The organism is Pantoea sp. EKM103V (assembly GCF_011800365.1).
GTDB lineage: Bacteria > Pseudomonadota > Gammaproteobacteria > Enterobacterales > Enterobacteriaceae > Pantoea > Pantoea anthophila.
In genome coordinates, this window is the sequence record NZ_JAALFQ010000004.1 from 185,702 (window position 1) to 197,922 (window position 12,221).

The 12,221-nt window shown below is 60.7% G+C and carries 12 protein-coding genes and 1 tRNA gene; 8 read left to right on the top strand and 5 right to left on the bottom strand.

What is annotated here, in order from left to right; genetic code table 11:
• Positions 1-58 precede the first annotated feature (58 nt).
• The 4 genes from cutA (at position 59) to HFD97_RS11715 (ending at position 2,884) form a co-directional block, all read left to right on the top strand.
• Positions 59-373 (top strand): divalent cation tolerance protein CutA, encoded by a 315-nt coding sequence (gene cutA / locus HFD97_RS11700; protein ID WP_009092506.1) that lies wholly within the window; start codon positions 59-61, stop codon positions 371-373.
• Entirely contained in the window at positions 349-2,061 is a 1,713-nt protein-coding gene (locus HFD97_RS11705) for a protein-disulfide reductase DsbD (protein WP_167431925.1), read from the top strand. Before cutA ends, HFD97_RS11705 begins: the two co-directional genes overlap by 25 nt.
• Before the next feature lie 64 nt (positions 2,062-2,125).
• Complete coding sequence (locus tag HFD97_RS11710; RefSeq protein WP_009092508.1) at positions 2,126-2,701, top strand: transcriptional regulator; 576 nt, start codon at positions 2,126-2,128, stop codon at positions 2,699-2,701.
• Positions 2,702-2,808: 107 nt separating this feature from the next.
• A tRNA-Phe gene (locus tag HFD97_RS11715) sits at positions 2,809-2,884 on the top strand.
• A gap of 219 nt (positions 2,885-3,103) precedes the next feature.
• On the opposite strand, the gene argE is transcribed toward HFD97_RS11715, so the two are convergent.
• From argE to HFD97_RS11740, 5 genes are all read right to left on the bottom strand, one after another.
• Positions 3,104-4,255 (bottom strand): acetylornithine deacetylase, encoded by a 1,152-nt coding sequence (argE, locus tag HFD97_RS11720; protein ID WP_167431924.1) that lies wholly within the window; start codon positions 4,253-4,255, stop codon positions 3,104-3,106.
• Positions 4,248-4,922 (bottom strand): DUF1028 domain-containing protein, encoded by a 675-nt coding sequence (locus HFD97_RS11725; protein ID WP_046101061.1) that lies wholly within the window; start codon positions 4,920-4,922, stop codon positions 4,248-4,250. The genes argE and HFD97_RS11725 overlap by 8 nt, the downstream gene beginning before the upstream one ends.
• Positions 4,919-5,353: a RidA family protein gene (locus HFD97_RS11730; RefSeq protein ID WP_009092511.1), complete on the bottom strand. Its 435-nt coding sequence runs from the start codon at positions 5,351-5,353 to the stop codon at positions 4,919-4,921. The genes HFD97_RS11725 and HFD97_RS11730 overlap by 4 nt, the downstream gene beginning before the upstream one ends.
• A gap of 19 nt (positions 5,354-5,372) precedes the next feature.
• Positions 5,373-6,638, bottom strand: coding sequence for an NAD(P)/FAD-dependent oxidoreductase (locus HFD97_RS11735; protein WP_058957031.1), 1,266 nt, complete (start codon positions 6,636-6,638; stop codon positions 5,373-5,375).
• A gap of 142 nt (positions 6,639-6,780) precedes the next feature.
• Entirely contained in the window at positions 6,781-7,698 is a 918-nt protein-coding gene (locus HFD97_RS11740) for a LysR substrate-binding domain-containing protein (protein WP_046101059.1), read from the bottom strand.
• Positions 7,699-8,161: 463 nt separating this feature from the next.
• On the opposite strand from HFD97_RS11740, the gene HFD97_RS11745 reads away from it, so the two are divergent.
• The 4 genes from HFD97_RS11745 to HFD97_RS11760 all read left to right on the top strand — a co-directional run bounded on the left by HFD97_RS11745 (position 8,162) and on the right by HFD97_RS11760 (position 12,214).
• On the top strand, positions 8,162-9,685 hold the full coding sequence (locus HFD97_RS11745; RefSeq protein ID WP_046101058.1) for an amino acid ABC transporter permease/ATP-binding protein: 1,524 nt from the start codon (positions 8,162-8,164) through the stop codon (positions 9,683-9,685).
• Between the two features lie 27 nt (positions 9,686-9,712).
• Entirely contained in the window at positions 9,713-10,585 is an 873-nt protein-coding gene (locus HFD97_RS11750; RefSeq protein ID WP_046101057.1) for a phytanoyl-CoA dioxygenase family protein, read from the top strand.
• Positions 10,586-10,604: 19 nt separating this feature from the next.
• Complete coding sequence (locus tag HFD97_RS11755; RefSeq protein ID WP_009092518.1) at positions 10,605-11,417, top strand: transporter substrate-binding domain-containing protein; 813 nt, start codon at positions 10,605-10,607, stop codon at positions 11,415-11,417.
• 65 nt (positions 11,418-11,482) lie between these two features.
• On the top strand, positions 11,483-12,214 hold the full coding sequence (locus tag HFD97_RS11760) for a class II aldolase and adducin N-terminal domain-containing protein (RefSeq protein WP_009092519.1): 732 nt from the start codon (positions 11,483-11,485) through the stop codon (positions 12,212-12,214).
• The last annotated feature ends 7 nt before the right edge of the window (positions 12,215-12,221 follow it).

Below are 12,221 nucleotides of genomic sequence, written 5' to 3' on the forward strand. Positions count from 1 at the left end.
GTGTTATGAAGGGAGCGTGCTATCATCGGCGCTCTTTTCATCACACAGGAGTCACAGGATGAATGCCGTCGTTATCCTCTGTACTGCCCCCGATCAGGCCACGGCGCAACAGCTTGCGACCCTGGCGCTGGAAGCCAGGCTGGCGGCCTGCGTTACCCTGCTGCCCGGCGCGACCTCCTGCTATCTCTGGCAGGGCCGGATTGAGCAGAGCAGTGAAGTGCAGATGCTGCTGAAATGCGACAGCGATCACCAGCAGGCACTGTGCGATCTGCTCAAAGCCGCGCACCCTTACGACGTGCCCGAACTGCTGGCACTGCCGGTTCAACATGGAGACAGTGAATACTTGTCATGGCTGCACGCATCTCTCGCTTAATAACGCTTCTGCTGACGCTGTTTGTCTGTCTGCAGGCGCACGCTTCCCTCTTTTCCAGTCCGGCGACCGGCCGCTTTGTGCCCGTCGACCAGGCCTTTACGTTTGATTTCGACCAGCAGGGCGCGCAGCTCAATCTGCACTGGAAAGTGAAGTCAGGCTATTACCTCTATCGCCAGCAGATTCACATCACGCCACAGAATGCGACCCTCACGCCACTGACGCTGCCTGCCGGCGAGCCGCATGAAGATGAATTTTTCGGCAAGAGTGAGATCTATCCGCAGGATCTGACGCTGCCGGTAACGCTGCAACAGGCAGGCCCCGGTGCCACGCTCAGCGTGACTTATCAGGGCTGTGCGGCTGCCGGATTCTGCTACCCGCCGGAGACGCGATCCGTGCCGCTGAATGCGGTAGCCGCAGACAGCCCGCCTGCGTCCGCCAGCGCTAAGGCTGAGGTTCAGCCCGCCTCCGCCAGTCCGCTGCCCTTTTCGCCACTGTGGGCGTTGCTGATCGGCATCGGCGTCGCCTTTACGCCCTGCGTGCTGCCGATGTACCCGCTGATCGCCGGCATTATCCTGGGCGGCCAGCGCCATTATTCGCTGGGACGCCTGTTTGCCCTGGCGATGGTCTACGTGCAGGGGATGGCGCTGACCTACACGCTGCTGGGCGTGGTGGTCGCCGCAGCCGGTCTGCGTTTCCAGGCCGCCCTGCAGCATCCCTGGGTGCTCATCACGCTCTCGCTGCTGTTTATCGTGCTGGCTCTCTCCATGTTTGGCCTGTTTACGCTGCAACTGCCCGCCAGCCTGCAAACCCGCCTGACCCTGTGGAGTAATCGCCAGCGGGGCGGATCGCTGCCCGGCGTCTTCCTGATGGGAGCGCTGGCGGGATTGATCTGCTCGCCCTGCACCACGGCTCCGCTCAGCGCCATTCTGCTCTACATCGCGCAGAGCGGAAACCTGTGGGCCGGCGCCGGTACGCTGTGGCTCTATGCCGTCGGGATGGGGCTGCCACTGATCGCCGTGACCCTGTTTGGTAACCGCCTGCTGCCGAAAAGCGGCCCGTGGATGCAGACCGTCAAGGAGGGCTTCGGGTTTGTCATCCTGGCGCTGCCGGTGTTCCTGCTGGAACGCATTGTAGGCGAGGCCTGGGGATGGCGGCTCTGGAGCCTGCTCGGCGTGGCGTTCTTCGGCTGGGCGTTCAGCCTCAGCCTGCGCGCCAGCAGCGGAAAGTGGCGCGTCGTGCAGATTGTCATGCTGGCCGCTGCGCTGATCAGTGCGCGACCCTTGCAGGACTGGGCCTTTGGCGATCCGGCCACGCAGCAGGCGGTAACCCCTCTGCCGTTCCAGACCCTTCAGACGCCGCAGCAGCTCGACAGTGCGCTGCAGCAGGCCCGCGGTCGCATCACGATGGTTGATCTCTATGCTGACTGGTGCGTCGCCTGTAAAGAGTTTGAAAAATATACCTTCAGTGACCGCGCCGTGCGCGATAGCCTGCGTCAGGTGCAGCTAATGCAGGCCAACGTCACCGACAACAACGCCCGCGACAACGCACTGTTACAACATCTTCAGGTGCTGGGCTTACCCACAATTCTGTTCTTTGATGCGCAGGGCCGCGAAATCCCCGGTTCGCGTATCACCGGGTTTCTGGATGCCGCTGACTTCCGCGCGCATTTGCAGAAACTTACCCCGTAAACAACACTGGAGTCAGGTCATTGCCCGGTGAAATTGCCGGGTCTGTATACCAGAGGAGAGTCACTTGCAGCGTGAACAGATACTCGAGCATGCATTGAATGTGCTTGAACAGAACGGCCTTGCCGCCACCCTCTCATTGGAAAACCTGGCGGGTTCCGGATTACCTTCAGAGCAGCTCCGGCTGTTCTGGCCCGACCGCGACGCCCTGCTCTACGATGCGCTGCGCTATCACGGGCAGCAGATTGAAACCTGGCGTCGCCAGATCCTGCTGGATGGGTCGCTGTCGGCAGATCAGAAGCTGATGGCACGCTATGAAGTCCTGAGTGAACAGGTCAGCAAAGGGCGTTTTCCGGGCTGCCTGTTTATCGCCGCCTGCAGCTTCTACCCGCAGCCCGATCAGCCCATTCACCAGCTGGCCGAGCAGCAGAAACGCGGCTCCTGGCAGTTTACCCATGAGATTCTGGTGGAACAGGGTCTGGATAACCCCAGCATGGTCGCCGACCAGATGGAGCTGATTCTTGAGGGCTGCCTGAGCAAGCTGCTGGTGAAGCGCAACGTGCAGGATGTCGCCACCGCTCAGCGCCTGGCGGAAGATGTTTACAACATCGCGCTGTGCCGCAAAAACGGGGCGCTGGCCTGAGGTTTTACCCCTTTTGACTGAAAAGCAGGCAATCAGTCACGTTTTCCGGGGTTTTTTAGTGAAAGCCGTTGACGGCCTGCGGCCTTTACGGTTTAATGCGCCCCGTTGCCCGAATAGCTCAGTCGGTAGAGCAGGGGATTGAAAATCCCCGTGTCCCTGGTTCGATTCCGGGTTCGGGCACCATATTTAAAGAACCCGCCTCTGGCGGGTTTTTGCTTTTCAGAGCGAACCCGTTATCGAACGTTCGATACACGCGCCACATCCTGTGGCACGCCCTTCGGGTCGTGCTGGCGCACGATTCAAAAATGCTCCCGGCATTTTTGTCCGGGTTCGGGCACCATATTTAAAGAACCCGCCTCTGGCGGGTTTTTGCTTTTATGCAGCAGCGCAACGGCACGGCCATTACGCCGCATGCATCCAGTCGCAGAGATGATCCAGCATCGCCATGCAGCGTTCAAGCTGTGCCACCGCGACAAATTCATCCGCTTTATGTCCCTGCGCCATACTGCCCGGCCCGCAAATCAGCGTGGCAATCCCCACCTCATTAAATAACCCCCCTTCCGTGCCAAAGGCCACGGTAGAGAAGGCCTCGCTGCCGCTCCAGTCAGCCAGCCAGCGGGCGAAGTCGCTCTGCGGATCGGTTAACAGACCAGGATAGGCACCCAGCGGCTCAAAAGCAATATCACTCTCTGGTGCCTTCTCCCGCATAGCGGGCAGCAGCTGATGACGCGCAAAGGCCGCAATATCCTCCAGCACCGCCCCGGCATCGGCCGTGGGCAGCGTGCGCAGCTCAAAATCGAACTGACAATCCTGCGGCACAATATTCAGCGCCGCACCCCCCTGAATCGTGCCGACCTGCAGCGTGCTGAACGGTGGATCGAACCGCGCATCCTGCGTCTGCTGCAGCGCCGTACCGACGCGGGTGATGTGGTTAATCAGCTTCGCCGCCTGCTCAATAGCGTTGACGCCGGATGGCGCATAGGCGGAATGGCAGGCGTGGCCTCGCACCTGACAGCGCATCGCCACCTTTCCCTTATGACCATAAACCGGCTGCATATTCGTCGGTTCACCGATAATGCAGAGCGCCGGTCTCTCCGGCGACGCCCGCAGGTGCGCCACCAGCGAACGCACGCCCAGGCAGCCCACCTCTTCGTCATAGGAAAACGCCAGATGGAGCGGCATACGCAGCGGCTGCGCCAGGAAGCGATCCAGTGAAGCAAGCACGCAGGCGATAAACCCTTTCATGTCGGCGCTGCCGCGGCCATAGCAGCGTCCGTCGCGCTCCGTCAGCGCAAAGGGGGGAACCGTCCAGCGCTGACCCTCGACCGGCACCACGTCGGTGTGCCCCGACAGCAGCACGCCGCCGTCGCCCGCCGGTCCCAGTCGTGCATACAGGTTAGCTTTCGTTCCGCTCTCGTTATAAAAAAGCTCAGCAGCAATGCCGCGCTGTGCCAGAGCGTCACGGATAAAGGCGATCAGCGCCAGGTTCGATTCGCGGCTGGTGGTATCGAAGGCGAGCAGGGCCGAGAGCGTCTCGCGCAGCGCACTATTCATCGCCTGGCACGCCGTAGGCCGGAGCCTCGCGCGGGTCGAGCGCGCGCGTCACGTAGGCCTCCATCTGCGGTTCGTAGGCGAGCCACAGGCGTGACAGCTCGCCGACCGGATCCTCATCGGCCCAGTCCACCCGCAGATCCACCAGTGGCCAGGTGTAGTCATCCACCACCTTCACGGCGGCAGAGTGTACCGGCCCCGCCTCGCCGCCTCGCGCAATCCCCGCCTGCAGCGCGGCGATCAGCCGGCTGGTCAGCTCGCCGGAGGAGGCGTGAAAGGCCGCAATCATCGCGTCGATCACCGCGCCGTCGGCCAGCATATTGCCCGCCGCCACGCAGTTTTCTCCCTGCGCAACCTTCCAGACGCCCAGGGTTTCGCTGCCGCTGAAGTGGGCCACCTCACCGCCGGAATCGATCACCGTAACCTGACGATACTCACTGAAGCGATCCTCCGCCAGGGCCAGCCTCAGCGCCTCCTGCGCTGAGGCACCCGCTTCCAGCTGCGCCAGAATCTGCTGTCCCAGTGCGGGCAGCGTAATATTCTGGCTGGAGACCGCCCCCGTCCCCGCCTGCAGCCAGGGGCAGCGTGCCCCGACCGCAATGCTGGAGGAGCTGATGGCAACGCCCAGTTGCCCGCTCTCTTCGCAGCGCGCACTTATTGAAAGGGTCATTGCGCCTCCTGGCCGTGCCAGTTATCCGGGATCACCGCAATCACGTCGATCTCCATCAGCCACTGCGGCTGCGCCAGCGCCGATACCACCAGCCCGGTCGAGATCGGGAAAACGCCCTTCAGCCATTTGCCGACTTCCAGATAGACCGGCTCGCGGAAGCGCGGATCGGTGATATAGGTGGTGGTTTTCACAATATGCGACAGGTCGCTGCCCGCCTCTTCCAGCAGCTGCTTCACGTTCTTCATCGCCTGTGCCGCCTGCACGCCAGGCTCCCCCAGCCCGACCAGATTACCGTCGAAGTCGGTGCCGACCTGGCCGCGCACATAAACGGTGTTGCCTGCACGCACGGCCTGACAGAGATCGTTGTCGAGCGCCTGGTTGGGATAGGTCTCTTTGGTGTTGAACATGCGGATACGGGTATGGGTTGGCATCATTGCTCTCCTGCTCGGTTTATAAGGACGACGCGGTCGGGTAGTGCTGGTACTGGCGCTGAATCGCAATCTGGTCAGCGATATATTTTGCGTCGTGCCACACGCCCCAGATAAAGGTAGAGCCGCGGCGGGAGAGCCAGGGCAGGCCGAGAAAGTAGACGCCCGGCTCGGTGGATACGCCACGATGGTGCTGCGGTTTCCCTTTCTCATCGAAAGCGTCGACCGCCAGCCAGCTGTAATCCGCCACATAGCCGGTCGCCCAGATGAGGCTGGTCACGCCCGCGCGGGCAAGGTCAAGTTCGCTGAGCGGATGAGTCACACAGTGGGGATCGGGCATAAAGTGACGCGCCTCCGGCTCTTCCGGCAGATCGAGTCCGTTGCGGGCAATCCAGGCATCCGCCGCATCCAGCAGCGCCAGATAGCTGGCGTCGCCGCGCGCGATGTTCTGCGCAAGGTCGGGCTGAAAGCGCACCGTGTCGCCGTCGAACGCCTGCGTCATGCCCACCAGATTCACCCCCTGGTGCGCCAGGGCGCGGAAATCCACCGTATGGCCGCCGCGCGCCCCGCTTACCGCGATAGTGACATGCTCTTTGCCCGGCTGGCTGGCCGCCGCATCCCACATGCCCAGTACGCCGAGCCACCAGCAGAAGTCGCGCTGACGATAGGCGCGCGGTGGACGATCGTGCGGACCCACGGAGAGATAGACGGTTTTTCCGGCGCGCTGCAGCTCATCGGCGATCTGCACGCCGGAAGAGCCCGCCCCGATGACCAGCACGCCCCCCTCCGGCAGCTGCTGCGGATTGCGATAGTCCGCCGAGTGAAGCTGTGTCAGACGGTCGCTCTCCGGCGCGACTGGCGGAATGACCGGCTTCTGAAAGGGACCGGTGGCCGCGACGATGCGCTGCGCTTCAATGACGCCCTCCGAGGTGCGCACGGTAAAGCCTGCGCGCCCGCTGTTGCGTGCCACGTGCAGCACCTCGACGCCGGTGCGGATCGGCGCGCGAAACTTCTCTGCATAGGCGACGAAGTAGTCCGCCACCTTCTCTTTGGCGACGAAGCTGTCGGGTTCGCATCCCGGAAAGGCCATACCGGGAAAACGGTCGTGCCAGGCGGGACCGTTGGCCACCAGCGAATCCCAGCGTCCGCTGCGCCAGGCCTCGGCGATGCGGTTTTTCTCCAGCACCAGATGCGGAACGTCGAGGCGGCTCAGGTGTTCGCTCATGGCGACACCCGCCTGCCCGGCGCCAATCACCAGGGTATCAATTTCTGTTTTCATCTCTGTCATTTCCGCGTCCTTCAACCAGCCGCCGGCTGATATATTCACCATAGGAGAGGTTTCCAAGACTATTTGAGCCGACAGAGCGGGTAAAATATTATAAAGCTAACACCTGCATAGGAATTTATTAGGCTGCGCGTCAGGCGCATTATTAGCGCGCCGCAACCGGAAAAAGTTCGGCGCGACGACAATACTCCATAAATAATTGCGCCGGTCGGGTTGGCTCATTATTTTGCAGGTAAGCCATAATGAGCGTCGAGTCCGCCATCTCATCTTCTATTTCAAGATGAATTAATTGCTGCCCGTCATAGGTCATATCAGAACAGGGGCGCGTCACCAGCACGGAAAAACCTAATCCCTGGCCCACCATGCAGCGCACCATCTCAATCGACGGCGAGCTGTAGGCGACGTCGGGATGGTAGCCCTTCTCTTTGAAGATGCGGATAAAGTAATTTTTGCTCGGAATCGCATCCAGCAGGATCATCGGCTCGCGGCTCAGCTGCTGCAGCGTCACCGTCGCCTGACTCGCCAGCGGATGCGCGGCGGGCAGCAGCGCATAGGGGCGATGCGGCGCGTTCAGCGGCTCTTTTTTGATGGAGTGGTCAAGGTCGAGATCGTAGAGAAACGCCAGATCGAAACGACCGCGGTGCAGCCCATGCATCAGCTCATGCTGCTCGCCGTCATAGAGTTCAATGGTGATATCGGGATAGATTTTTTTAAACCCGGCAATGAGTCTGGGAAGATAGAGCGGCGCAGCCGACTCAAAGCAGCCGACGGCGATGGTGCCGGAAACCAGCTGATGCTCGGCGCGTGAGTTCTGTTCAAACTCATAGGAGAGGCGCAGCAGATCACGCGCCTTCTCGTAGAAACGGCGACCGCCCGGCGTCAGAGAGACGCCCTGAGCGTGGTGGCGGATAAAGAGCTGCTGGTCAAAGGTATCTTCGAGATTTTTGATGGCAATGGAGATAGAGGGCTGCGCGATATGCAGCTGGCGTGACGCTTCGGCGATGCTCTCGGTTTCGACCACCGTGACGAAGTACTTAAGCTGTTTCAGCGTGAATCGCATCATAAATTATCTCTGTTAGCGCGCTCGGCTGGCGCGCTTTCTGGCAGGTTCTCTTCTGCTGCAAGGGTCATGCCACTCCTGCGCCCCGTAAACGGGCAGCGCCCCCGGACGCGACGCGGATCGCTTCATTCGCTTTGTGACTGATATTTCATGGCCGGAAGCGGTTTTATTTTGTCACCCATACGCCTTAATTTTTTTATTGCCTCATTTTGGCTCAGGGCTGCTCTTTTTCAGAGCAGGCAGAGGAGACAATTGAATTTCCCATATGGAAAACATTCCCTGTTTAAATTAATCAGCGCCATGTATGTTTCGCGCCCTCTTTTTTTACTGGATAGTTTTTTTAAAGTCTGAAGGCAGCAATTTACTAATTGCCTCAAATTAGCCGCTGCCGCCATAGTGTCAATCAATCGACAGCGGCGAATTTTTATTTCTGAAATTCGCGTTATTTAAGTGAGTGACATGCCTCATGACTTTTAACTGGAACTATATGTTCAGCCTGTTCAGCGACGCCGAATTCTGGCTGGCGAGCTGGACCGTCATAAAACTGAGTTTACTCACCTGGGGCATCAGTATCGTCGTGGGATTTGTGCTCGCGCTGGCAAAGCAGTCGAACCGACTGGTGTTCAGCCTGCCGGCTCGCGGCTATATCTGGCTGTTCCGCAGCCTGCCGCTGCTGGTGCTGCTGATTTTTGTCTACAACCTGCCGCAGGCCGCACCGGGCACCTCCGCTCTGCTCAGCGATCCCTTCTGGGCGGGCCTGATCGCCATGGTGCTCAGCGAAAGTGCCTACATCGCTGAAATTCACCGCGGCGGGCTGCTCTCCATTCCAAAAGGCCAGAGTGAGGCCGCCCGTGCCCTGGGGCTGCGCTTCGCCGGTATCCAGTGGCGCATCATCATTCCGCAGGCGGTGCGCGTCGCCCTGCCCGCGCTGGCAAACGAATATATCGCCATCGTGAAGCTCAGCTCGCTGGTGTCGGTGATCTCCCTGACCGAGATCCTGATGGTCGGCCAGCGCCTCTATTCGCAGAACTTCCTGGTCATGGAAACCATGGCGGCGGTCGCCTGCTACTACGTGCTGATTGTCACGGTGTTCGATTTTCTGCTGAAACAGCTGGAGCGCTATCTCGACGTTACCCAGCGCCGCCCGGCTGGCAAGGTGGATGACGCGCTCTATGCCCTGGCGCAGCGTCGCGCGGCCACCCCGCTCGCCCGTCCGGTGGCGCAGAGCAGCGGCCCGGCGCTGCAGGCGTCACGGCTGCATAAAGCCTATAACAACGTTGAGGTGCTGGGGGCGGTCAGCCTGCAAATTCAGCCGGGTGAAGTGGTGTCGGTCATCGGACCGTCCGGCTCCGGCAAAACCACGCTGATCCGCCTGCTGAACGGGCTGGAGCAGATCGATAATGGCGAAATCCGCATTAACGGCCAGCCCTTTATCCATCTCAGCCAGCAGGGCGAGCAGAAGCCGCGCTTTATTGAGCATGCCGAGCACCGCCTCAGCATCGGCATGGTGTTCCAGAGCTTTAACCTGTTCCCGCATCTCAGCGTCCTCGACAACCTGATGCTGGCGCCGCGCTATCACCGGCTGGCCTCGCGCGATGAACTCAAACAGCACGCCTGCGAGCTGCTGCACAAAGTGGGCATGCTGGATCACGCATGGAAATATCCGCACCAGCTCTCCGGCGGCCAGCAGCAGCGCGTGGCTATCGCCCGCGCCCTGATGATGCGCCCGCAGATCATGCTGTTTGATGAGCCGACCTCCGCGCTCGATCCGGAAAAGGTCAATGAGGTGTTGCAGGTGATCGAAACCCTGGCGCACGAAGGCATCACCATGGTGATCGTGACCCACGAGATGAACTTCGCCTTTAAGGTCTCTGACCGCATCGTATTTATGGAAAAAGGGCGTGTGGTCTGTGATGACGCGCCTCAGGCAATGCGCAGCGGAGAGCATCCGCGCGTGGAAGCCTTTCTGAAGGATGTTTCTCTGGCTTAACCCATTTATCCGCACGAGGGGAAAATCATGATCGAGCAGTGGCAGGTAGAGCAGTATCACCAGCAGGGTTTTCTGGTGGTGGAGAATGTCCTCAGCGCCGACGACATCGCCGCGCTGCAGCAGGACTTTGATGGCTGGGTGGAAGAGAGCCGCACTCACCAGGCGGCCTGGGGCGAAACGCTGGATGGCCGCGCGCGTTTCGATCTGGAAGAGGATCATCGCGCCGACCATCCGTCGCTGCGCCGCGTCAGCTCGCCAACGGAGATTTCCGCCGCCTATCGCCACGCCGCGCTTCAGTCGCGTATGGCGCAGATCGCCGGTCAGCTCACCGGCAGTCAGGGCGCGCGCTTTCACCACAGCAAGATCAACTCCAAGCTGCCGCACACCGCGACCAAAGTGGAGTGGCATCAGGATTTTCTCTTTACGCCGCACAGCAACGACGACATCGTCACCGCGCTGCTGATGGTGAGTGAAGTGACGCCGGAAAACGGCCCGCTGAACGTGGTGCCGGGCAGCCACAAAGGCCCGCTCTACTCTCACTGGCAAAACGGCCGTTTCACCGGCGCGGTCGATAAAAGCGTGGTCGGGGCGGCATGTTCGCAGCCTGCGGCCTGTTTCGGCCCACCCGGTTCGGTCTGCTTTATGCATACCCGCCTGCTGCACGCCTCCAGCCCGAACGAGACCGAGCTGCCGCGCACGCTGTTTATCGCCGTCTACGCGGCGGAAGATGCGCTGCCCTTTGGCGAAAACCCGCTGCCAAGCCGGGATGCCGGCACCCTGGTCGCAGGCGAAGAGAGCGGCATGGTGCGCAGTACCGTTAATGAGTTCCGTCTGCCGCAGAAACCGAGCGGCGCATCCTTTTTTGTCCAGCAGGCCGGAACCGATCCTGCCCGCGCGTAACCGCCACCACGGAGGCTTTATGAAATCTGTTGCCCTGACTTTTTTAGCCGCCAGCATCGCGCTGGGGTCGTTTAGCGCGTCGGCGTTCCAGCAGCCAGGAAAAATTATCGCCGGCTCTGACATGACCTTCTTCCCTTATGAGTACATTGAGAACAATAAACCGGCGGGCTTCGACATCGAGTTTCTCGACGGGCTGGCAAAAGTGATGGGCCGACAGGCGGTTAACCTCGACACCCGCTTCCCCAACCTGATTACCGGTCTGCAGGGTAACCGTTTCGATATCACCAACTCCTCGATGTACATCACCGCCGAGCGTCTGAAGGTGATCGATATGATCCCCTATCTCAAGAGCGGTGAGGCGATCCTGTCGCTGAAAGGGGCCGCCTACCAGCCGAAAACGCCGGAAGAATTTTGTGGTCACAAAATTGGCTCAATGGGTGCCACCTCCTGGCTGCAGCAGCTGCACAAGCTCTCAGCCGACTACTGCGTAAAAAATGGCAAGCCGCCGATCGCCATCAGCGAATACACCACCGATCCGCAGACCACACAGGCGATGCTTTCGCACGCGGTTGAAGCGCAGATCACCGACGCCGCCGTCGCGCGCGGCGTGGTGCAGAAGCTGGGCAACCGCGTGCAGATCTCGTCAGAAACGCTGATCTACCCGGTGCTTAACGGTTTCGGCGTGAAGAAAGGCAATGATGAGGTGAAGCAGGCGCTGATCGACGGGCTGGAGAAGTACAGCAAAACCCCGGAGTACGCCGCTCTGCTGAAGAAATATAACTTTGAGGCACCCAGCGCAGAGGATATTAAAACCCTGATGCCGACGCCGTAATCCCGATGCGGGCGTCAGCGAACCGACGCCCGCCTTCCTTTCTTACCCCCCATCAGGAGAGATTTATGGCGCTCTCATTTGAAGAACAGACCCGCATCGATCTTGCTGCGACCTTTCGCATTATTGCGCATCTCGGCATGCACGAGGCGGTCGCAAACCACTTCAGCGCGGCGGTCTCTGCGGATGGCCGGCAGTTTCTGCTTAATCCGAAGTGGAAGCACTTTTCCCGCATCCGCGCCAGCGATCTGCTGCTGCTCAACGCCGATGACCCCGCCTGCGCGCAGCGCGACGACGTGGACGCCACTGCCTGGTCGATTCACGGTCAGATCCATCAGCGGCTGCCGGAGGCGCGCGTGGTGCTGCATCTCCACCCGATTTACACTACCAGCGTCGCCTGCCTGGCTGAGCCGCATATCCCGCCGGTCGACCAGAACACCGCCCGCTACTTTAACCGTGTGGCGATCGACACCCTGTACGGCGGCATGGCGGACACGGCCGAGGAAGGCGCACGGCTGGCGGGTCTGCTGGCGGGCAAGAGCCGTCTGCTGATGGGCAACCACGGCGTGATGGTCACGTCGGCACACATCGGCGAAGCCTTTGACGATATCTGGACGCTGGAGCGCGCCTGTCAGATCCTCGTGACCGCCTGGTCTACCGGCCAGCCGCTGAAGATCCTCAGCGACGCGGTGGCGGAGAAGACGGCGCGAGCCTGGGAAGGCATACCCGACTTTTCACGCCAGCATTTCGAGGAGATGAAGGCGCTGATGGTCGCCGCCGACCCCTCGCTGCTCGATTAGCCTGTCA